18 protein-coding genes are annotated in these 22483 nt (G+C 59.0%); 13 read left to right on the top strand and 5 right to left on the bottom strand.

The genetic code is table 11. The features are described from left to right. Window positions 1–275 precede the first annotated feature (275 nt). Window positions 276–2735, top strand: coding sequence for an EAL domain-containing protein (locus tag V5E99_RS11870; RefSeq protein ID WP_499802602.1), 2460 nt, complete (start codon window positions 276–278; stop codon window positions 2733–2735). A gap of 79 nt (window positions 2736–2814) precedes the next feature. Next, window positions 2815–3576 carry an iron-containing redox enzyme family protein gene (locus V5E99_RS11865; RefSeq protein WP_499802601.1) on the top strand — a complete coding sequence of 254 codons (762 nt, stop codon included), beginning with the start codon at window positions 2815–2817 and terminating at the stop codon, window positions 3574–3576. Window positions 3577–3714: 138 nt separating this feature from the next. On the opposite strand, the gene V5E99_RS11860 is transcribed toward V5E99_RS11865, so the two are convergent. The 5 genes from V5E99_RS11860 to V5E99_RS11840 all read right to left on the bottom strand — a co-directional run bounded on the left by V5E99_RS11860 (window position 3715) and on the right by V5E99_RS11840 (window position 8632). Continuing rightward, window positions 3715–4641, bottom strand: coding sequence for a GGDEF domain-containing protein (locus tag V5E99_RS11860; RefSeq protein WP_499802600.1), 927 nt, complete (start codon window positions 4639–4641; stop codon window positions 3715–3717). 374 nt (window positions 4642–5015) lie between these two features. Then, the gene (locus V5E99_RS11855; RefSeq protein ID WP_499802599.1) at window positions 5016–5756 is read right to left on the bottom strand and encodes a YciK family oxidoreductase; all 741 of its coding nucleotides are present in this window, start codon (window positions 5754–5756) and stop codon (window positions 5016–5018) included. A gap of 106 nt (window positions 5757–5862) precedes the next feature. Further along, window positions 5863–6534: an N-acetylmuramic acid 6-phosphate phosphatase MupP gene (gene mupP / locus V5E99_RS11850; RefSeq protein ID WP_499802598.1), complete on the bottom strand. Its 672-nt coding sequence runs from the start codon at window positions 6532–6534 to the stop codon at window positions 5863–5865. Window positions 6535–6538: 4 nt separating this feature from the next. Continuing rightward, window positions 6539–7237 carry a bifunctional 2-polyprenyl-6-hydroxyphenol methylase/3-demethylubiquinol 3-O-methyltransferase UbiG gene (gene ubiG / locus V5E99_RS11845; protein ID WP_499802597.1) on the bottom strand — a complete coding sequence of 233 codons (699 nt, stop codon included), beginning with the start codon at window positions 7235–7237 and terminating at the stop codon, window positions 6539–6541. A gap of 60 nt (window positions 7238–7297) precedes the next feature. Beyond that, on the bottom strand, window positions 7298–8632 hold the full coding sequence (locus V5E99_RS11840) for a TRZ/ATZ family hydrolase (RefSeq protein ID WP_499802596.1): 1335 nt from the start codon (window positions 8630–8632) through the stop codon (window positions 7298–7300). A 108-nt stretch (window positions 8633–8740) separates the two neighbouring features. Here V5E99_RS11840 and mtnA point away from each other — a divergent pair, with 108 nt between their 5' ends. The 11 genes from mtnA (at window position 8741) to V5E99_RS11785 (ending at window position 22468) form a co-directional block, all read left to right on the top strand. Next, the gene (gene mtnA, locus V5E99_RS11835) at window positions 8741–9817 is read left to right on the top strand and encodes an S-methyl-5-thioribose-1-phosphate isomerase (protein WP_499802595.1); all 1077 of its coding nucleotides are present in this window, start codon (window positions 8741–8743) and stop codon (window positions 9815–9817) included. Window positions 9818–10263: 446 nt separating this feature from the next. Then, complete coding sequence (gene gyrA / locus V5E99_RS11830) at window positions 10264–12918, top strand: DNA gyrase subunit A (RefSeq protein WP_499802594.1); 2655 nt, start codon at window positions 10264–10266, stop codon at window positions 12916–12918. Window positions 12919–13181: 263 nt separating this feature from the next. Further along, window positions 13182–14267: a 3-phosphoserine/phosphohydroxythreonine transaminase gene (gene serC / locus V5E99_RS11825; RefSeq protein WP_499802593.1), complete on the top strand. Its 1086-nt coding sequence runs from the start codon at window positions 13182–13184 to the stop codon at window positions 14265–14267. Further along, a complete protein-coding gene (gene pheA, locus V5E99_RS11820; RefSeq protein WP_499802592.1) occupies window positions 14267–15361 on the top strand; it encodes a prephenate dehydratase in 1095 nt (364 codons plus the stop codon). The genes serC and pheA overlap by 1 nt, the downstream gene beginning before the upstream one ends. A 10-nt stretch (window positions 15362–15371) precedes the next feature. Beyond that, window positions 15372–16484 carry a histidinol-phosphate transaminase gene (hisC, locus tag V5E99_RS11815; protein WP_499802591.1) on the top strand — a complete coding sequence of 371 codons (1113 nt, stop codon included), beginning with the start codon at window positions 15372–15374 and terminating at the stop codon, window positions 16482–16484. Beyond that, complete coding sequence (locus tag V5E99_RS11810) at window positions 16477–18720, top strand: bifunctional prephenate dehydrogenase/3-phosphoshikimate 1-carboxyvinyltransferase (RefSeq protein ID WP_499802590.1); 2244 nt, start codon at window positions 16477–16479, stop codon at window positions 18718–18720. The genes hisC and V5E99_RS11810 overlap by 8 nt, the downstream gene beginning before the upstream one ends. Beyond that, on the top strand, window positions 18717–19406 hold the full coding sequence (gene cmk, locus V5E99_RS11805) for a (d)CMP kinase (protein WP_008148720.1): 690 nt from the start codon (window positions 18717–18719) through the stop codon (window positions 19404–19406). The genes V5E99_RS11810 and cmk overlap by 4 nt, the downstream gene beginning before the upstream one ends. Window positions 19407–19526: 120 nt before the next feature. Further along, window positions 19527–21221, top strand: a complete 1695-nt coding sequence (rpsA, locus tag V5E99_RS11800; protein WP_123406822.1) for a 30S ribosomal protein S1 — start codon at window positions 19527–19529, stop codon at window positions 21219–21221. Window positions 21222–21492: 271 nt separating this feature from the next. Then, window positions 21493–21771, top strand: a complete 279-nt coding sequence (locus V5E99_RS11795) for a hypothetical protein (RefSeq protein WP_499802589.1) — start codon at window positions 21493–21495, stop codon at window positions 21769–21771. Between the two features lie 150 nt (window positions 21772–21921). Beyond that, a complete protein-coding gene (gene ihfB / locus V5E99_RS11790) occupies window positions 21922–22221 on the top strand; it encodes an integration host factor subunit beta (protein WP_499802588.1) in 300 nt (99 codons plus the stop codon). Window positions 22222–22246: 25 nt separating this feature from the next. Next, window positions 22247–22468: a lipopolysaccharide assembly protein LapA domain-containing protein gene (locus V5E99_RS11785; RefSeq protein ID WP_499802587.1), complete on the top strand. Its 222-nt coding sequence runs from the start codon at window positions 22247–22249 to the stop codon at window positions 22466–22468. Window positions 22469–22483 lie beyond the last annotated feature (15 nt).

Raw genomic sequence — 22483 nt, 5'->3', positions numbered from 1 at the left:
TTGTTATCGAGGTGCGCATCGCTCACAGGCGATGGCGTCCGGTTTCGATTACAAGCGATCGCTTGCGCTATGAGGTGGTAGATAGTTATAGGTGCGGCGGCACTTTGGGGGCAGTGGGTCGCTCTATAGGTTTGACCAGTACCGAAACCGTCATTAATAACGATTTGCCCACGACAGTAGCCGGCGCGACCTTGCGGGGATAAGGAACGCCTCCTAGGCTTGCGGGAGTGGCCGGATCTGGACGATGATCAGGCACCGCCTACGCAAGGGACCTCATGAAGCCAAAACGGACTCTCGGAACGCCACGGTTGTTGGGCATCGTCTGGCCGTTTATCGCCGTCGTGCTGTTTCAAGCGTTGCTCGGCGGCGTCAGCCTCTATGTGCTATCGGCGGTTCGCGGCTATGTGGCCGGTGAAAGCCTGTGGTCAAAGGGCCAAAAGGACGCCATCTATTACCTCAACCTTTACGCCGACAGCCGCGACGAGGCGATTTTCCTCAAATACCAGAACGCCATTGCCGTGCCTCAGGGCGGGCACGAGCTGCGCCTGGCGCTGGACAAGCAGCCACCAGACCTTAAAGCGGCGCGAGTGGGCATCCTCAAGGGCGGCAATCACCCGGACGACGTCTCGAGCCTGATCTGGCTGTACCTGAACTTCCGGCACTTCAGTTACCTGGAAAAAGCCATTGATCTCTGGACCGAGGGCGATGCTTATCTGGTGAAGCTCGATGATGTTGCGCGCGAGATGCACCAGCGCGTTGTCGATAATCAAGCCAACGCTGGCGATATCAAGCGCTGGAAGGCGCAGGTTTTCGCGATCAACGACGGCGTCACCCCGGCCGCGAAGGCGTTCAGCGACGCGCTGGGCGAAGGCTCGAGGGTGATCCTGCGATTGCTGCTGGTGACCAACCTGGCCACGGCGCTGGGCTTGATTGTTCTGGCGTTGCTGCGCACCCATAAATTGCTCAAGCAACGGCATGCCTTCGCCGAGGCCCTGCAACTGGAGAAGGATCGGGCGCAGATCACCTTGCAGTCGATTGGCGATGGCGTGATTACCACCGATGTCGAAGGGGCCATTGCCTACATGAACCCTGCCGCCGAGGCCTTGACCCACTGGAAAGCCGAGCAGGCCAATGGGTTGCCGCTGGCAGCGCTGTTCAATCTGCTGGACGAGAACGCCCAGGCCGACGGATTTACCTTGATCGAACACATCTTGAGCGGCCAACTCAGTGGCGGCAGCGAACATTCGAAACTGATCCAGCGCCTGGATGGCAGCACGGTGTCGGTGACCCTGGTGGGCGCGCCGATCCGTAATGCCGGCAAGGTCAGCGGCACGGTGCTGGTGCTGCATGACATGACTCAGGAACGGCAATACATCGCCAATCTGTCCTGGCAAGCCACCCATGACGCCCTGACCGGGCTGGCCAACCGCCGCGAATTCGAATATCGCCTGGAGCAGGCGTTGCACAACCTGACCCGGCAACCGGGGCGCCATGCCTTGATGTTCCTCGACCTGGACCAGTTCAAACTGGTCAACGATACCTGCGGCCATGCGGCGGGCGATGAGCTGTTGCGGCATATCTGCGCGTTGCTGCAATCGGGGCTGCGTGAAGGCGACACCCTGGCCAGGCTGGGGGGCGACGAGTTCGGCATCCTGCTGGAGAACTGTGCGCCGGAACACGCGGAAAAAATCGCCGAGGTGCTGCGCCAGACCGTGCAAAACCTGCACTTCGTGTGGAAGGGGCGGCCGTTCCTGACCACTGTCAGCATTGGCCTGGTGCATGTCGCGCAAACGCCGACCACCCTCGAATCCTCACTGCGCGCCGCCGATATGGCCTGTTACATGGCCAAGGAAAAGGGCCGTAACCGGGTTCAGGTCTACCATGCCGACGACTCGGAGCTGTCCCTGCGTTTCGGCGAAATGGCCTGGGTGCAGCGCTTGCACATGGCCCTGGAAGAAAATCGCTTCTGCCTGTACGCCCAGGAAATTGCAGCGCTCGGGCACGTGGAACAAGGCGGCGGGCACATCGAAATATTGTTGCGACTGCACGACGAGGCCGGGCGGATGATTCTGCCCGACAGTTTTATTCCCGCTGCTGAACGTTATGGCTTGATGACGTCGCTGGATCGTTGGGTTGTTGAGAATGTTTTCAAGATCATTGCCCAATGTATTAAAGAACAACGCAAAGGTCCGTTGGCCATGTGTGCGATTAATCTGTCAGGTATTACTATCGGAGATGAGGCGTTCCTGGACTTCTTGCGTGAACAGTTTGTTACTTACGCTATTCCTCCTGAAATGATTTGTTTTGAAATTACAGAGACCAGCGCTATTTCGAATTTAGGAAGTGCAATCAGATTTATTAATGAACTCAAAGGTTTAGGTTGCCACTTCTCGCTAGATGACTTTTGTGCCGGAATGTCCTCATTCGCTTACTTGAAACATTTACCTGTAGACTTCTTGAAGATTGACGGGAGTTTCGTAAAGGACATGCTGGACGACCCGATTAACCGCGCTATGGTCGAGGTGATCAACCACATCGGTCATGTCATGGGTAAGCGCACCATTGCCGAGTTTGTAGAGACACCGCAGATCGAGCAGGCATTGCTCGAAATCGGTGTCGATTACGCTCAAGGGTATGTCATTGAACGCCCGCAATTGTTTACCTGCGACAGCTTGCAAAGTCGGCCCGCCAGACCGCAGCCGCTGTTATTCAAGGCGCCTGGCACGTTCCGTTGAAATCTCTTGCTGATCCTTACAATCACAAATCAAAAGGAGCCGAACAGTGATCGACACATTCAACCGAACCGGACCACTCATGGAAGCTGCAAGTTATCCCGCCTGGGCTCAGCAACTGATCCAGGATTGCAGCGAGAGCAAACGCCGGGTTGTCGAACACGAACTGTATCAGCGCATGCGAGATAACAAACTCAGCGCCAAAACCATGCGCCAGTACCTGATAGGTGGCTGGCCGGTGGTCGAACAGTTCGCGTTATATATGGCACAAAACCTGACGAAGACCCGCTTCGCCCGTCACCCCGGTGAGGACATGGCGCGTCGCTGGCTGATGCGCAACATACGCGTCGAGCTGAACCATGCCGATTACTGGGTGCATTGGAGCCGGGCTCACGGTGTCAGCCTGGAAGATCTGCAAGCGCAACAGGTCGCCCCTGAATTGCACGCTTTGAGTCACTGGTGCTGGCACACCAGTTCGGCGGATTCGTTGATCGTGGCCATCGCGGCCACCAACTACGCCATCGAAGGTGCGACCGGGGAGTGGTCGGCGCTGGTTTGTTCCACGGGTGTCTACGCGGCGGCCTTCCCCGAGGAAGACCGCAAGCGGGCCATGAAGTGGCTGAAGATGCACGCCCAGTACGATGACGCTCACCCTTGGGAAGCTCTGGAAATCATCTGTACGCTGGCGGGCATGAACCCGAGCAAATCATTGCAGGTCGAGCTGCGCCAGGCCGTGTGCAAGAGCTATGACTACATGTTCCTGTTTCTGGAGCGCTGCATGCAGCAGGAACACGCGGAACGGGCGCCGGTAACTCGCGAGCGGATGGCGCTGGCTGAAAGCTGATATCCAAAGGCAACACCAACAAAATGTGGGAGCGTGCCTGCTTGCGAAGACGGACTGACAGTCACCCTTCAGGTCGACTGACACACCGCTTTCGCGAGCAAGCTCGCTCCCACACTGTTTTGTGCGGTTTTTGAAAATTCAGCCTGCCATCGCCAGGCGATTACGCCCTTCGCGCTTGGCCACGTACAACGCACTGTCGGCTCGACGCAACAGGCTTTCGGCCGACTCGCCGGGCAGCAGGGTCGAGCAACCGAGGCTAACCGTCAGTTCGATCAACTTCCCGTCAGCGTGATACTCCTGGGCCTGGGCAGCAAACCGCAGGCGCTCACCGACCATCGCCGCCGCCTCCCGGCTGGTGTTGGACAGCAGGATCAAAAACTCCTCGCCGCCAAAGCGGAACACCATGTCCACGTTGCGCAACTGGCCTTTGATCGAGGCCGCAACGGCCTTGAGCACTTGATCGCCGGCACTGTGTCCGTGGCTGTCATTGACGCGTTTGAAGTGGTCGATATCAAGCATCAGCAACGACAAGGGCTGCGAATGCCGGCGCGACATTTCGATTTCCCGTTGCAGGGTCTGATCCATCGCGACGCGGTTGCCGGTGTCAGTGAGTGGGTCACGCAGGGCACTTTGGGTTGCGGCGCGGTAGAGCAGGGCGTTGCGCATCGGGTACAGCAGCGCCGACAGCAGCGACTCCAGATAGCCCTGTTCCTGTTCGCTGAAACGCTGATTGCGGCGGAACACCAGCTCACCCAGGTGTTCACCTTCATGGCTCAGGCTGTAGCTGACGGAGTGATGGCCACGCTGACCGAACTCCAGACGCAAATCGCTGGCCTTGTGCTCATAGCTCAAGGCGTCCAACGGTACCAGGCGTTGAATATCGCGGAAAAAGAGCCCGAGAATGCGCTGCGGCTCAAGACTGGTTTGCAGTTGCAGGCTCAGTTGCTGGCGCAATTGCGCGAGACTGACCGGCCGCTCCAGAAGAGGCGGCTGCTGACCAAAGCCCAGGCGTTGCAATTTTGCGCTATCGAAGTCAATTGCGTTGGTCTGGGAGGGTGATTTCATATGGCGTGAGCCCCTAAGCAGTAATGCTGTCTTACAGGCTGGGTGAGAGCGGCTTTGGGCTGCGCGTCATACTGGTCCATCAGTCCCGTAGGACATTTGGTACGAGTCTAGTCCGCTTTGTCGAAGATTAGTAACCTATCGACTAAGGCGCCGCCGCCAACTGCTTTCACACTGCGTGTCTGAACAAAATTAGAGCGAAAGTCGTGCCATTCGGTTCATTAAGATAAAAACCGTTTTAAATCATCGGATTAGAGAGTTATTCGAAAAATAACACCAAGTTCGGCGGCATTTGTTTGACTTGGGTGGGCGAGAGTTACAGCAGTTATTGAGTGCCGCGACGGTAAAATGCCGCGGCACAAAAGCGACGTGCGGCGTTACTGAGCGTTGAACGCCTGGCCATTGATGCCCGTGCTGTCCGGACCCATCAGGTAGAGGTAGACCGGCATGATCTCCTCAGGCGTCGGGTTGTTCAGCGGGTTCTCACCCGGATAGGCCTGGGCGCGCATGCTGGTGCGGGTGGCGCCCGGGTTGATGCTGTTGGAACGCACCGGTGCCACGGTGTCGACTTCGTCGGCCAGGGTTTGCATCAGCCCTTCGGTGGCAAACTTGGACACACCATAAGCGCCCCAGTACGCCCGGCCCTTGCGCCCGACGCTGCTGGAGGTGAACACCACCGAGGCGTCCGCCGACAGCTTGAGCAGTGGCAGCAACGTGCTGGTGAGCATGAACATGGCGTTGACGTTGACGTGCATGACGCGCATGAAGTTCTCGCCGGACAACTGCTCGATCGGCGTGCGGGGGCCAATGATCGATGCGTTGTGCAGCAAGCCGTCGAGATGGCCGAATTCGGTTTCGATCATCGCCGCCAGTTCATCGTATTGATGGGGCAGGGCGGTTTCCAGGTTGAACGGGATCACCGCCGGTTGCGGGTGGCCGGCTGCTTCGATTTCGTCGTAGACCTGAGTCAGGTTGGCTTCGGTCTTGCCCAGCAGCAACACGGTTGCACCATGGGCGGCGTAGGTTTTCGCGGCGGCAGCGCCGATGCCACGGCCGGCGCCGGTGACCAGGATGACCCGGTCCTTGAGCAATTCAGGGCGGGCGGAATAATCAAACATAAAAAACCTCAAATCAGAAAGCGAACCCTGTAAGAGCATGGCTTGCCCGCGATGGCGTCTTCAAAACCGCCATCGCGGGCAAGCCTTGCTCCTACGAAAAATCGGATCAGCAACTACACAGAGCGCTATCCAGCACCTTGCGCAACTCCAGCGGATGATCAACCACCACATCCGCGCCCCAATGCCGCGGGTTATCGTCCGGATGGATATAACCGTAAGTCACGGCGGCGGTCTTGGTACCGGCATCGCGACCCGACTCGATATCCCGCAGGTCATCACCGACAAACAACACACTGGCCGGGTCCAGGTCGAGCATCTTGCACGCCAGGATCAGCGGCTCCGGGTCCGGTTTGCTGTTCTTCACGTGATCCGGGCAAATCAGCAGCGCCGAGCGCTCGGCCAACCCCAGTTGCTGCATGATCGGTTCGGCAAAGCGCAGCGGCTTGTTGGTGACCACGCCCCAGATCAGGTTGGCTTTCTCGATGTCGGCCAGCAGTTCGCCCATGCCGTCGAAGAGTTTGCTGTGGACCGCACAACCGACCAGATAACGCTCCAGAAACTCCAGGCGCAGCTCCTCGAAGCCCGGCGATTCAGGGTCCATGGAGAACGTCACCGCAACCATGGCCTTGGCGCCGCCGGAGATCTCATCGCGAATGTACTGGTCGTTCATCGGCGGCAAGCCGCGATCGGCACGCATCGCCTGGCAGATGGCGATGAAGTCCGGCGCGGTGTCGAGCAGGGTGCCGTCCATGTCGAAAAGGACTGCTCTGATTCGCATCGGCTTACTCCTCGCGCAGGGTCTGGATCATGTAGTTGACGTCCACGTCGGCCGCCAGTTTGTAGTGCTTGGTCAGCGGGTTGTACGTCAGGCCGATGATGTCCTTGACGGTCAGGCCGGCCATGCGGCTCCAGGCACCCAGCTCGGACGGGCGAATGAATTTCTTGAAGTCATGGGTGCCGCGCGGCAGCAACTTCATGATGTATTCGGCGCCGATGATGGCGAACAGGTACGCCTTCGGGTTGCGGTTGATGGTGGAGAAGAACACCTGGCCGCCAGGCTTGACCATGCGGAAGCAGGCGCGGATCACCGAGGACGGGTCCGGTACGTGTTCGAGCATTTCCAGGCACGTGACCACGTCGAACTGCTCGGGCATTTCTTCAGCCAGGGCTTCGGCGGTGATCTGGCGGTATTCGACGCTCACGCCGGATTCCAGTTGATGCAACTGCGCGACCGCCAGCGGCGCTTCGCCCATGTCGATGCCCATGACCGTGGCACCGCGCTGGGCCATGGCTTCGCTGAGGATGCCGCCGCCGCAACCGACGTCGAGGACTTTCTTGCCGGCCAGGTTGACCCGTTCGTCAATCCAGTTGACCCGCAGCGGGTTGATGTCGTGCAGCGGTTTGAACTCGCTTTCGCGGTCCCACCAGCGATGGGCCAGGGCTTCGAATTTGGCGATTTCGGCGTAGTCGACGTTGCTCATGGTTTAAGTCCTCTAAAACTTGAAAAATCCTGTTGCCCCGGTGTTGAGTCCGGGGGGGGCTTACGATTCGGTATGACCGCTGATGCGCTGGCCCCAGGCCTTGGCCGTGGCGCACAGTTGTGCTTCATCCAGGCGCGTCAGGCGCCGGTCATCGAGCAATTGCTTGCCGGCCACCCAAAGGTGTTTCACGCAGTCGCGGCCAGTGGCGTAGATCAGTTGCGAAACCGGGTCATAGACCGGTTGCTGGGCCAGTCCCGAAAGGTCGAACGCGACGATGTCCGCAGCCTTGCCGATTTCCAGCGAGCCGGTTTCAGCCTCGATGCCCAGTGCACGGGCGCCGTTGAGGGTGGCCATGCGTAAGGCGCGGTGGGCGTCCAGCGCCGTGGCCGAACCGGCGACAGCCTTGGCCAGCAACGCTGCGGTGCGGGTTTCGCCGAGCAAATCCAGGTCATTATTGCTGGCCGCGCCATCGGTGCCGACGGCGACGTTCACCCCGGCCTGCCACAGGCGTTCCACCGGGCAGAAGCCGCTGGCCAGTTTCAGGTTCGATTCCGGGCAATGGATCACCGTGGTGTTGCTTTCTACCAGCAAGGCCAGGTCTTCATCGCTGATCTGGGTCATGTGAACCGCCTGGAAGCGCGGCCCGAGCAAGCCCAGTCGGCCAAGGCGAGCCAGCGGGCGTTCGCCGTGTTGCTCCACCGATTGCTGCACTTCAAAAGCGGTTTCGTGGACGTGCATGTGAATCGCCGCGTCCAGCTCTTCGGCGATCACCCGGATTTTCTCCAGGTTTTCGTCGCCCACGGTGTAGGGGGCGTGAGGGCCGAACGTGATTTTGATCCGCTCGTGGTGCTTGAGGTCGCCGAACAATTCAACGCCCTGACGAATGGCTTCATCCGCCGTGGCGGCACCGGGAATGGGGAAGTCGAGGATCGGAATCGCAATTTGTGCGCGAATCCCGCTGTTATGCACGCGCTCGCTGGCAACCTTCGGGAAGAAATACATGTCAGAGAAACAGGTGATGCCACCTTTGAGCTGCTCGGCGATCGCCAGGTCCGTGCCGTCGCGCACGAAATCTTCATCGACCCACTTGGCCTCGGCGGGCCAGATGTGGTTTTCCAGCCAGGTCATCAATGGCAAATCATCGGCCAGGCCACGGAACAGCGTCATCGCCGCGTGCCCGTGGGCGTTGATCAGGCCGGGGCTGAGCAGAACATCCGGCAGTTCGCGGGTTTCAGTAGCGTTACACTTCAGCGCTTCGGCGCGTGGGCCGATAAACACGATGCGACCGTCGCGGATGCCCAGGCCGTGCTCTTTGAGGACCACGCCAGCGGGTTCGACGGGTACCAGCCAGGTCGGCAGCAATAATAAGTCGAGCGCAACGGCAGGTTTCGGCATCGAGGGTCGGTTCCAGTGCTTTTGTAAAGGATGGCGAAGTATACCCGAGCGTCTTCGCGGGGGGATCGCTATAATCGGCGGCTTTTGTTCATGAGTGCGGGGTGAAGGATGCGCGATCGACTGTTGGCTGCGGAGAAAGTTAAGGCCATCGATTGGCGTGATGGCGCCCTGTACCTGCTGGATCAGCGTATTTTGCCGTTCGAGGAAACCTGGATCGCCTACACCAGCGCGGCGGGCGTGGCCGAGGCCATTCGCTCGATGGTGGTGCGCGGTGCGCCGGCGATTGGCATCAGTGCCGCGTATGGCATGGTGCTGTCGGCCCGTGCCCGCATTGCCGAGGGCGGTGACTGGCAAGTCGCGTGGGAAGAGGATTACGCGTTGCTGGCCGATTCCCGTCCCACAGCGGTGAATCTGTTCTGGGCCTTGAGCCGCATGCGTGATCGCCTGGACCGTCTCAAAGAGGATGCCGATCCGCTGGCGGCGCTGGAGGCAGAAGCCATCGCGATCCACGAAAGCGACCGCGAAGCCAACTTGACCATGGCGCAATTGGGTGTGGACCTGATCCGCAAGCACCAGGGCAACGCCCAGGCGATCCTGACCCACTGCAACACTGGCGCTCTGGCGACCGGCGGTTTCGGCACGGCGCTGGGGGTGATTCGAGGGGCGTTCATTGAAGGCATGGTCGAGCGCGTCTACGCCGACGAAACCCGGCCATGGCTGCAAGGTTCGCGCTTGACCGCGTGGGAGCTGGCCAACGAAGGCATTCCGGTGACCCTCAACGCCGACTCCGCCGCCGCCCACATCATGAAAACCAAAGGCATTACCTGGGTGATCGTCGGCGCTGACCGGATCACTGCCAATGGTGACGTGGCTAACAAGATCGGTACTTATCAACTGGCGGTGAGCGCCATGCACCACGGCGTGCGGTTCATGGTGGTGGCGCCGAGTTCGACGATCGACATGACCCTCGCGAGCGGCGACGACATCCCGATCGAAGAGCGCGATGGCCGTGAGTTGCTGGAAGTTGGCGGCAAGCGGGTCGGGGCGGATGTCGAGGCGTTCAACCCGGTGTTCGACGTGACGCCAGCAGACCTGATCGATGCCATCGTCACTGAAAAGGGCATCGTCGAGCGACCGGATACCGCGAAAATGGCGCAATTGATGTGCCGTAAGCGTCTGCATTAAAAATAATGCGATCGGCGTAGGAGCTGCCGCAGGCTGCGATCTTTTGATCTTCCAGGCGTCAGTCGGTGGCGGTCCCGAAAAGATCGCAGCCTGCGGCAGCTCCTGCGGGACGGTGTTATCAATCGAATATCGGTTCTGAACGGTCAATAAAACATCAGCCCCCGCTGGCTGATCGCAGCTCTAAGCCTCTCTCGTCTCCGTTAAGCCTGTCATCGGTCAACTAACTATGCTCCATGCGCATCTGGGGGATAGGTGCGTGGCGGCTCTTGTGATAACATCCGGCGTTTTCCGAGGCAGCCCCACGGGGTTGTCTTTACTGCGCAGATCCATGGCTTAACTCGTTGATTTGTCGTAAGTCGGTGCTGGCACTCAGCCTGCGTCGGCGAGCTTCGTTCGTCCCATATGGATGTGACGAAGTTTCACCAGAAAAAGGAATCAGGCTTCTCATGGGCGAACTGGCCAAAGAAATCCTCCCGGTCAATATCGAAGACGAGCTGAAGCAGTCCTACCTCGACTACGCGATGAGCGTAATTGTCGGGCGGGCACTGCCGGATGCGCGCGATGGCTTGAAGCCCGTGCACCGGCGTGTGCTGTTCGCGATGAGCGAGCTGGGCAACGACTTCAACAAGCCGTACAAGAAATCTGCCCGTGTTGTCGGTGACGTGATCGGTAAGTATCACCCTCACGGTGATACCGCGGTGTACGACACCATCGTTCGGATGGCGCAGCCATTCTCCCTGCGCTACCTGCTGGTAGACGGTCAAGGCAACTTCGGTTCGGTGGACGGCGACAACGCCGCGGCCATGCGATACACCGAAGTGCGCATGACCAAGCTCGCGCACGAGCTGCTGGCCGACCTGCATAAAGAAACCGTGGACTGGGTGCCGAACTACGACGGCACCGAAATGATCCCGGCGGTCATGCCGACCCGTATTCCCAACCTGCTGGTCAACGGCTCCAGCGGTATCGCCGTGGGCATGGCGACCAACATCCCGCCACACAACCTCGGTGAAGTCATCGACGGTTGCCTGGCGCTCATCGACAACCCTGAGTTGACCATCGATGAGCTGATGCAATACATCCCCGGTCCGGACTTCCCGACCGCCGCGATCATCAACGGTCGCGCCGGCATCATCGAAGCCTACCGCACCGGTCGCGGCCGCATTTACATGCGTGCCCGCTCGATGATCGAAGACATCGACAAGGTCGGTGGTCGCCAGCAGATCGTCATCACCGAACTCCCTTACCAGTTGAACAAGGCCCGTCTGATCGAGAAGATCGCCGAGCTGGTTAAAGAGAAGAAGCTGGAAGGCATCACCGAACTGCGCGACGAGTCCGACAAGGACGGTATGCGCGTCGTGATCGAATTGCGTCGTGGCGAAGTGCCTGAGGTGATCCTCAACAACCTCTACGCCCAGACCCAGTTGCAAGCCGTGTTTGGTATCAACATCGTTGCGCTGATCGACGGTCGTCCACGGATTCTGAACCTCAAGGACCTGCTGGAAGCCTTCGTCCGTCACCGTCGCGAAGTGGTGACCCGCCGTACCGTGTTCGAGCTGCGTAAAGCCCGCGAACGTGGCCACATCCTGGAAGGTCAAGCGGTTGCCCTGTCGAACATCGACCCGGTTATCGCCCTGATCAAGGCTTCGCCGACGCCGTCGGAAGCCAAGGAAGCGCTGATCAAGACCGCGTGGGAATCTTCCGCCGTGGTCGCGATGGTTGAGCGCGCCGGTGCCGATTCTTGCCGTCCGGAAACCCTGGACCCGCAATACGGCCTGCGCGAAGGCAAGTACTTCCTGTCGCCGGAACAGGCGCAAGCCATTCTGGAACTGCGTCTGCATCGCCTGACCGGTCTGGAACACGAGAAGCTGCTGGCCGAGTATCAAGAGATCCTCAACCAGATCGGCGAACTGATCCGTATCCTCAGCAGCGCCACGCGCCTGATGGAAGTGATCCGCGAAGAGCTGGAAGTGATCCGCGCCGAATACGGCGACGTGCGTCGCACCGAAATTCTCGATGCCCGTCTCGACCTGACCCTGGGTGACATGATCCCGGAAGAAGAGCGCGTCGTGACCATCTCCCACGGTGGCTACGCCAAGACCCAGCCATTGGCTGCGTACCAGGCTCAGCGTCGTGGCGGTAAAGGCAAGTCGGCCACTGGCGTCAAGGATGAGGACTACATCGCTCACCTGCTGGTCGCCAACAGTCACACCACGCTGCTGCTGTTTTCCAGCAAGGGCAAAGTGTACTGGCTCAAAACCTACGAAATCCCGGAAGCGTCCCGCGCTGCCCGTGGTCGTCCGTTGGTCAACCTGCTGCCGCTGGACAGTGATGAATACATCACCACCATGCTGCCGGTCGATGAGTACACCGAAGGTCACTTTATCTTCATGGCGACCGCCAAAGGCACTGTGAAGAAGACCCCGCTGGAATCCTTCAGCCGTCAGCGCAGCGTTGGTCTGATTGCGCTGGAGCTGGATGAAGGCGACGTGCTGATTTCTGCTTCCATTACAGATGGCAGTCGCGAAGTCATGTTGTTCTCCGACGGCGGCAAGGTCACGCGCTTCAAGGAAACCGACGTTCGCGCCATGGGCCGTACCGCTCGCGGTGTTCGCGGCATGCGTCTGCCGGAAGGCCAGAAGCTGATTTCCATGCTGATCCCGGAAGAAGGCAGCCAGATCCTCACCGCTTCGGCCCGTGGTTACGGCAAGCGTACGGCGATCACCGAGTTCCCTGAGTACAAGCGTGGCGGTCAGGGCGTTATCGCCATGGTCAGCAACGATCGCAACGGCCGTCTGGTCGGTGCCGTCCAGGTGCTCGATGGCGAGGAAATCATGCTGATTTCCGACCAGGGCACACTGGTTCGTACTCGCGTCGACGAAGTCTCCAGCCTGGGCCGTAACACCCAGGGTGTGACCCTTATCAAACTGGCCAGCGACGAAACGCTGGTCGGTCTGGAGCGGGTCCAGGAGCCGTCGGAAGTCGAGGGCGAAGAGCTGGAGGTTGAAGAGGGGGCTGTGTTCGACGGTGAGGTCGTGATCGACGACGTTGTCGAAGACCAGCAACTCGACGCCGCAGCCGACGAAGAACCGCAGGAATAAGCGGACAAGCAGGGGGCGGATGAAGATTCGCCCCCTTCTTGTTTCTCCTGTTTGAATACGTAATGCCGGAATGTAAAAACTGTAGGGATTGTAGGAGCTGTCGAGTGCAACGAGGCTGCGATCTTTTGATCTTGCTTTGTGGGGCTAGGGAAAAGATCGCAGCCTCGTTGCACTCGACAGCTCCTACGGTTCCTACGGCTCCTGCAGGGTTTCAAATTTTCAGATTTATTGCGTGATACCACCAAATCAGAGCGAGATTGGATGTGAGCAAGAGAGCCTATAACTTCTGTGCCGGTCCTGCGGCACTTCCTGAAGCTGTCCTGAAGCGCGCTCAGGGTGAACTCCTTGATTGGCACGGCAAGGGCTTGTCGGTCATGGAAATGAGCCATCGCAGTGATGAGTTCGTGTCCATCGCCACCAAGGCCGAGCAGGATCTGCGTGATCTGCTGAATATCCCCTCGAACTATAAAGTGCTGTTCCTGCAGGGCGGCGCCAGTCAGCAGTTTGCTCAGATCCCGCTGAACCTGTTGCCTGAAGGTGGCTCGGCCGACTATATCGACACCGGTATCTGGTCGCAGAAAGCCATCGAAGAAGCTTCGCGCTACGGCCACGTCAACGTTGCCGCTACCGCCAAGCCTTACGACTATTTCGCCATTCCCGGCCAGAACGAGTGGAAGCTGTCCAAAGACGCGGCCTACGTTCACTACGCGCCGAACGAAACCATCGGCGGCCTGGAATTCAACTGGATTCCGCAAACCGGTGACGTTCCGCTGGTGGCTGACATGTCTTCCGACATCCTCTCGCGCCCCGTGGATGTGTCGCGCTTCGGCATGATCTACGCCGGTGCCCAGAAAAACATCGGCCCGAGCGGCATTGTCGTGAACATCGTTCGCGAAGACCTGTTGGGTCGCGCCCGCTCCCTGTGCCCGACCATGCTTGACTACAAGGTCGCGGCGGATAACGGCTCGATGTACAACACCCCGCCAACCCTGGCCTGGTACTTGTCCGGCCTGGTGTTCGAGTGGCTGAAAGAGCAGGGTGGGGTTGAGGCCATCGGCAAGCTCAATGAAGTGAAGCAGCGCACGCTGTATGACTTCATCGACGCCAGCGGCTTGTACAGCAACCCGATCAACAAAACGGATCGCTCGTGGATGAACGTGCCGTTCCGCCTGGCCGACGATCGCCTGGACAAGCCATTCCTGGCCGGTGCCGACGAGCGTGGGCTGTTGAACCTCAAGGGTCACCGTTCGGTGGGCGGCATGCGTGCCTCCATCTACAACGCCGTCGATATCGTTGCGGTCAACGCACTGATTTCGTACATGGCAGAGTTCGAGAAGGAACACGGCTAATGTCTGAGCAAGAACTCAAGGCACTGCGGGTTCGCATTGATGCCCTGGACACTAAAGTCCTGGAGCTGATCAGCGAGCGCGCACGCTGCGCCCAGGAAGTTGCGCGAGTAAAGATGGCCTCGCTGGCCGAAGGCGAAGTGCCGGTGTTCTATCGTCCTGAGCGCGAAGCTCAGGTGCTCAAGCGTGTGATGGAACGCAACAAGGGGCCGCTGGGCAACGAAGAGATGGCGCGGTTGTTCCGCGAGATCATGTCGTCGTGCCTGGCCCTCGAGCAGCCGCTGAAAGTGGCCTACCTCGGCCCTGAAGGCACCTTCACCCAAGCGGCGGCCATGAAGCATTTCGGCCACGCGGTGATCAGCAAGCCGATGGCGGCCATCGACGAAGTGTTCCGTGAAGTCGCGGCCGGTGCGGTGAATTTTGGCGTGGTCCCGGTGGAAAACTCCACCGAAGGCGCGGTCAACCACACCCTCGACAGCTTCCTGGAACACGACATGGTGATCTGTGGCGAAGTCGAGCTGCGGATTCACCACCATCTGTTGGTAGGTGAAAACACCAAGACCGACAGCATCAGCCGTATCTATTCCCACGCCCAGTCCCTGGCCCAGTGCCGCAAGTGGCTGGACGCGCATTACCCGAATGTCGAGCGCGTGGCGGTGTCGAGCAACGCCGAAGCGGCCAAGCGGGTCAAGGGTGAGTGGAACTCGGCGGCGATTGCCGGCGACATGGCGGCAGGTTTGTACGGGCTGACCCGTCTGGCCGAGAAAATCGAGGATCGCCCGGACAACTCCACGCGCTTCCTGATGATCGGCAGCCAGGAAGTGCCACCGACCGGCGACGACAAGACCTCGATCATCGTGTCCATGAGCAACAAGCCTGGCGCACTGCACGAGTTGCTGGTGCCGTTCCACGACAACGGCATCGATCTGACACGGATCGAGACCCGTCCGTCGCGCAGCGGTAAATGGACCTACGTGTTCTTCATCGACTTCGTCGGCCACCACCGCGATCCGCTGGTAAAAGGTGTGCTGGAAAAGATCAGTCAGGAAGCAGTAGCACTCAAAGTGCTGGGTTCCTACCCGAAAGCCGTTCTCTAAGGGGTAGCAAATGAGTGGCGACTTCCTCGCTCTGGCACAGCCGGGCGTGCAACAACTTTCGCCGTACGTTCCGGGCAAGCCCGTGGACGAACTGGCGCGCGAGCTGAACATCGATCCGGCCAAAATCGTCAAACTGGCCAGCAACGAAAACCCGCTGGGCGCCAGCCCCAAGGCGTTGGCCGCGATTCGCGAAGCATTGGCCGAGCTGACCCGTTATCCGGACGGCAACGGTTTTGCGCTCAAGACCCTGTTGGCCGAACAGTGCCGCGTCGAGCTCAATCAAGTGACGCTGGGCAACGGTTCCAACGACATTCTGGAGTTGGTTGCCCGCGCGTATCTGGCGCCAGGCCTGAACGCAGTGTTCAGCGAGCACGCGTTCGCGGTCTATCCGATCGTGACCCAGGCTGTGGGTGCCGAGGCGCGGGTTATCCCGGCCAAAGACTGGGGCCATGATCTGCCGGCGATGCTGGCCGCAATCGATGTCGATACTCGCGTGGTGTTCATCGCCAACCCGAACAACCCGACCGGCACCTGGTTCGGCGCTGAAGCGCTGGACGAGTTCCTGCAAGACGTACCGGCCCATGTGCTGGTGGTGCTGGACGAGGCTTACATCGAGTATGCCGAAGGCAGCGACTTGCCCGATGGCCTGGACTTCCTCGCGGCGTATCCGAACCTGCTGGTCTCGCGCACCTTCTCCAAGGCTTACGGCCTGGCGGCGCTGCGGGTCGGTTATGGTTTGTCCACTGCCGTAGTCGCCGATGTGCTGAACCGGGTGCGCCAGCCGTTCAACGTCAACAGCCTGGCCCTGGCCGCTGCTTGCGCGGCATTGCAGGATGCCGAGTACCTGGCCGAAAGCCGTCGTTTGAACGAAGCCGGCATGCTGCAACTGCAAGCGGGTTTCCGCGAGCTGGGGCTGAGCTGGATTCCGTCCAAGGGCAACTTTATCTGCGTCGATCTGGGGCAAGTCGCGGCGCCGGTCTTCCAGGGCTTGCTGCGCGAAGGCGTGATCGTGCGTCCGGTGGCCAATTACGGCATGCCGAACCATTTGCGCATCACCATCGGTCTGCCGGCCGAAAACAGTCGCTTTCTTGAGGCGCTGACCAAGGTTCTGGCTCGTGGTTGATGTCACTGCACTGCAATCTGCTGAACCTATGATCGGGCGCCTGGTGGTGGTCGGTCTGGGGTTGATCGGTGGTTCGTTTGCCAAAGGCTTGCGTGAAAGCGGCCTGTGCCGCGAAGTGGTCGGGGTCGATCTCGATCCGCAGTCGCGCAAGCTGGCGGTCGAGTTGGGCGTGGTGGATCGCTGCGAAGAAGACCTGGTGGCTGCTTGCCAGGGTGCTGATGTGATCCAACTGGCCGTGCCGATCCTTGCCATGGAAAAAATGCTCGGCCGTTTGGCCGACATGGATCTGGGGCAAGCGATCCTGACCGACGTCGGCAGCGCCAAAGGCAATGTGGTGCGTGCGGCCACCGAGGCGTTTGGCGGCATGCCGACGCGTTTCGTGCCGGGGCATCCGATTGCCGGTTCCGAGCAGAGCGGGGTGGAAGCCTCCAATGCCGAGCTGTTCCGTCGCCATAAAGTGATTTTGACCCCGCTGGATCAAACCGATCCGGCGGCCCTGGCCGTGGTCGACCGTTTGTGGCGCGAATTGGGCGCCGACGTCGAGCACATGCAGGTCGAGCGTCATGACGAAGTGTTGGCGGCGACGAGCCATTTGCCGCACTTGCTGGCGTTCGGTTTGGTCGATTCGCTGGCCAAACGCAATGAAAATCTTGAGATCTTCCGTTACGCTGCGGGCGGTTTCCGCGATTTCACAAGAATCGCCGGAAGCGACCCGGTGATGTGGCACGACATCTTCCTCGCCAATCGCGAAGCTGTCCTGCGCACACTCGATACATTTCGCAGCGACCTCGACGCCTTGCGCGACGCGGTCGATGCAGGGGATGGGCACCAATTGTTGGGCGTATTCACTCGCGCCCGGGTTGCCCGCGAACATTTCAGTAAAATCCTGGCCCGCCGGGCTTATGTGGACGCTATGAACTCCAACGACCTGATTTTCCTGGCACAACCTGGTGGCCGCCTGACTGGGCGGATTCGTGTACCGGGCGACAAATCGATTTCCCACCGTTCGATCATGCTCGGCTCCCTGGCTGAAGGCACCACCGAAGTGGAAGGTTTCCTTGAGGGCGAAGATGCCCTGGCGACCTTGCAAGCCTTCCGTGACATGGGTGTCGTGATCGAAGGTCCGCACCACGGTCGCGTGACCATTCACGGTGTCGGCTTGCATGGCCTGAAGCCTGCGCCAGGTCCGATCTATCTGGGCAACTCCGGCACTTCGATGCGCCTGCTGTCCGGTCTGTTGGCTGCGCAGAGCTTCGACAGCACCCTGACCGGTGATGCCTCGCTGTCCAAGCGTCCGATGAATCGCGTGGCCAATCCGCTGCGTGAAATGGGCGCCGTGATCGAGACCGCCGCTGAAGGTCGTCCGCCGATGACCATTCGTGGCGGCAACAAACTCAAAGGCCTGACCTACACCATGCCGATGGCCAGTGCCCAGGTTAAGTCCTGCCTGCTGCTGGCGGGGCTGTATGCCGAAGGCAAGACCACCGTGACCGAGCCTGCGCCGACCCGCGATCACACCGAGCGCATGCTGCGTGGCTTCGGCTACCCGGTGACCGTCAATGGCGCTACCGCATCGGTCGAGTCCGGCCACAAGCTGACCGCCACCCACATTGAAGTGCCGGGCGATATCTCGTCGTCGGCGTTCTTCCTGGTGGCTGCGTCGATCGCCGAAGGTTCGGAGCTGGTGCTTGAGCACGTCGGCATCAACCCGACCCGTACCGGTGTGATCGACATCCTGCGCCTGATGGGTGCCGACATCACCCTGGAAAACCAGCGTGAAGTCGGTGGCGAACCGGTGGCTGACCTGCGCGTGCGGGCAGCTAAACTCAAGGGTATCGAGATTCCCGAGGCGCTGGTTCCGCTGGCCATCGACGAATTCCCGGTGTTGTTCGTGGCTGCAGCTTGTGCCGAAGGGCGCACCGTGCTGCGCGGCGCCGAAGAGCTGCGGGTCAAGGAGTCGGACCGGATTCAGGTCATGGCCGATGGCTTGCTGGCGCTGGGCGTCAAGTGCGAGCCGACGCCGGACGGCATCATCATCGACGGCGGCCTGATCGGCGGCGGCGAAGTGCATGGTCACGGCGATCACCGGATTGCCATGGCCTTCAGCGTGGCTTCGCTGCGCGCTACCGCACCGATTCGCATCCATGACTGCGCCAACGTCGCGACCTCGTTCCCGAACTTCCTGGCGCTGTGCGCGCAGGTTGGTATTCGTGTTGCTCAAGAGGCTCAGTCGTGATTATCAAGCCACCGGTCATCACCATCGACGGACCTAGCGGTTCGGGCAAGGGCACTATCGCCGGGATTCTGGCCAAGCGTCTGGGCTGGTGCCTGCTGGATTCCGGTGCGTTGTACCGTTTGCTGGCGTTCGCGGCGCGCAATCATGGCGTTGACCTGACCAATGAAGAATCGCTGAAGTTGTTGGCCGCTCATCTGGACGTGCAGTTCGTCGGCGCGACGGAAGGTCATCCGCAGCGGATCATCCTCGAAGGCGACGATGTGACCGACGATCTGCGTAACGAGCAGGTTGGGGCGTGGGCTTCGCAAGTCGCCGCGCTGCCGGCGGTGCGCGACGCGCTGCTGCAGCGCCAGCGGGCATTTCAGGAGGCCCCGGGCCTGGTGGCCGATGGTCGCGACATGGGAACGGTGGTATTTCCTGATGCGCCGCTGAAGATATTCCTGACCGCCAGTGCCGAGGAGCGTGCGCGCCGTCGATACTTGCAGTTGAAGGGCAAAGTCGATGGTGTTAGTCTGTCGAGTCTGCTAGATGAGATACGTGTCCGCGATGAGCGTGACACCCAGCGAGCGGTAGCCCCGCTCAAACCGGCGGCTGACGCCATACAGCTGGATTCCACGGAATTATCCATCGATCAGGTGCTGGAACGCATCATGAGCGAGATCGCCATTCGCGATATCGCCGGGTGACCAAGAAGCTTTGCAGGGGACCAGTCATAGTCTTGCGATGCTTCTTCTAATGAACGTAACCCACGTCGTCTGGGATGTGGAGATGGGCGTATCCTTCGCCCTTATTCAACAGGAATTAAAATGAGCGAAAGCTTTGCGGAACTCTTTGAAGAAAGCCTAAAAACCCTGAACCTTCAGGCAGGCTCCATCATCACCGGTGTTATCGTTGATATCGATTACCAAGCTCGCTGGGTAACCGTTCACGCTGGCCTGAAGTCTGAAGCACTCATCCCGCTTGAGCAGTTCTACAACGATGCTGGCGAACTGACTATCAACGTCGGTGACGAAGTTCACGTTGCTCTGGACTCGGTTGAAGACGGCTTTGGTGAAACCAAGCTGTCCCGTGAAAAAGCCAAGCGCGCTGAATGCTGGATTGTTCTGGAAGCAGCCTTCGCAGCCGAAGAAGTGGTCAAGGGCGTTATCAACGGTAAGGTTAAAGGCGGCTTCACTGTCGACGTTAACGGCATCCGTGCGTTCCTGCCAGGTTCTCTGGTTGACGTCCGTCCGGTGCGCGACACCACGCACCTGGAAGGCAAAGAGCTGGAATTCAAGGTCATCAAACTCGACCAGAAACGCAACAACGTTGTCGTTTCCCGTCGTAGCGTCCTCGAAGCCGAGAACTCCGCTGAGCGTGAAGCTCTGCTGGAATCCCTGCAGGAAGGCCAACAAGTCAAAGGTATCGTCAAGAACCTCACCGATTACGGCGCATTCGTCGATCTGGGTGGCGTCGATGGCCTGCTGCACATTACCGACATGGCTTGGAAGCGTATCAAGCATCCTTCCGAAATCGTCAATGTTGGCGACGAGATTGATGTCAAGGTTCTGAAGTACGATCGCGAACGCAATCGTGTTTCCCTGGGCCTCAAGCAACTGGGCGAAGATCCATGGGTTGCTATCAAAGCCCGTTACCCAGAAAGCACTCGCGTTACCGCTCGTGTAACCAACCTGACCGACTACGGCTGCTTCGCTGAGCTGGAAGAAGGCGTTGAAGGCCTGGTACACGTTTCCGAAATGGACTGGACCAACAAAAACATCCACCCTTCGAAAGTCGTACAAGTCGGCGACGAAGTGGAAGTTATGGTTCTGGACATCGACGAAGAGCGTCGTCGTATCTCCCTCGGCATCAAACAGTGCAAATCTAACCCATGGGAAGATTTCTCTGGCCAGTTCAACAAGGGCGATAAAATCTCCGGCACCATCAAGTCGATCACCGATTTCGGTATCTTCATTGGTCTGGACGGCGGCATCGACGGTCTGGTTCACCTGTCCGACATCTCCTGGAACGAAGTGGGCGAAGAAGCCGTTCGCCGCTTCAAGAAGGGCGACGAGCTGGACACCGTTATCCTGTCGGTTGACCCAGAGCGCGAGCGCATCTCCCTGGGTATCAAGCAACTGGAAAGCGATCCGTTCTCCGAGTACGTTCAAGAGAACGACAAAGGCGCAATCGTTAAAGGCATCGTGAAAGAAGTTGACGCTAAAGGCGCCATCATCACTTTGGCCGACGATATCGAAGCGACTCTGAAAGCCTCCGAAATCAGCCGTGACCGCGTTGAAGACGCGCGCAACGTTCTGAAAGAAGGCCAGGAAGTAGAAGCCAAGATCATCAGCGTTGACCGCAAGAGCCGCGTAATCCAGCTCTCCATCAAGTCGAAAGACGATGCTGAAGAGAAAGAAGCAATCCAAAGCCTGCGCGACAAGCCAGCGACTTCGGAACCTGCTGCTGGTCCTACCACTCTGGGCGACCTGTTGCGTGCACAAATGGAAAAACAGAACTAAGTTCTGTCAGACCATAGAAAAAGGGCGACTTCGGTCGCCCTTTTTTGTGCCTGGAATTTGGTAAGCGATGGGTTGTTACGTGAGAGAGATCCTGCAGGAGGCGCTCGAATGCGGCGCTGTCTGTGACCGGGCATCACTTCAGCGCCATGTCATGAAACCAATCCTCTTAGCGCGCTGTCTGTTTCTTTAGCCGGATCAACCGCTTATTTGCAGCTAGGCTTAGGCCTGAAGCAAACAAGAGTCGGGCGCTGTGCCTGGCATAAGGATGTGAATGAACAAGCTCATTGTCACAATAGCTGTGCTGACATTGGCCGGTTGTACTACTAACGCCAAGACCCATGTCGTACGCGGGGGTAGTGGTATTGAAATCGATTGTTCTGGATTAGGGTCGGGCTGGGAGAAATGTCGCAAGCGCGCTGACAGGGAGTGCAAGGCGGCGGGTTACAAGGTTGTTGTGAGGTCCGATGACGTCAAGGAGGAGGATGTGTTTCCTTTTGGTTTCAATCCTGCGGGTTACCTCACGCGGACGATGTTGGTGATCTGTAGGTGACAGTGGTTATCGTGATTGTGTTGCGGTGCGTTGAAAATGGGTCTGTCGGTACTGGTAACGATATGTCAAACCCTGGGCTGTTCAAATTCCTCCGGGCATGCTAAAACCTTTGAAGCGCTGATCTAGCTGCTTGAAAAAGAAGGGAAAAATATGACGAAGTCGGAGTTGATCGAACGAATTGTCACCCATCAAGGGCTGCTCTCATCCAAGGATGTTGAGCTGGCCATCAAGACCATGCTTGAGCAAATGTCCCAATGCCTGGCCACTGGGGATCGTATTGAGATCCGTGGTTTTGGCAGCTTCTCTTTGCATTACCGTGCACCACGAGTAGGCCGTAATCCAAAGACCGGTCAGTCCGTCAGCCTTGACGGCAAGTTCGTCCCGCATTTCAAGCCGGGCAAAGAGCTACGTGATCGGGTGAATGAGGATGAGGATGAGGACTTGGTGTGACACATTTAGTCGTGCGGAGTAATGCATGCGTAATTTAAAACGCCTACTGCTCATATCTGTTTTGTTGATGCTGATGCTGTCAGTTTTGGTATTTGTGCTGGAAAATCAACAATTTGTTACTTTGAGCTTTTTTGGATGGTCGGCGTCAGAGGTTCCTCTCTCAGTATTTATTATATTGTCATTGCTGGCAGGTATGGTCGTCGGGCCTTTGTTGGGTGTGGTGGCAAGGAGTAGGCGAAGTAAATAATAACGATTACGCTAA

The organism is Janthinobacterium sp. LPB2021202312-11-4 (assembly GCF_037049705.1).
Taxonomy (GTDB): Bacteria; Pseudomonadota; Gammaproteobacteria; order Pseudomonadales; family Pseudomonadaceae; genus Aquipseudomonas.
The sequence above is the reverse complement of the archived record's forward strand: the minus strand, read 5'-3'. Positions and strand labels throughout refer to the sequence as shown.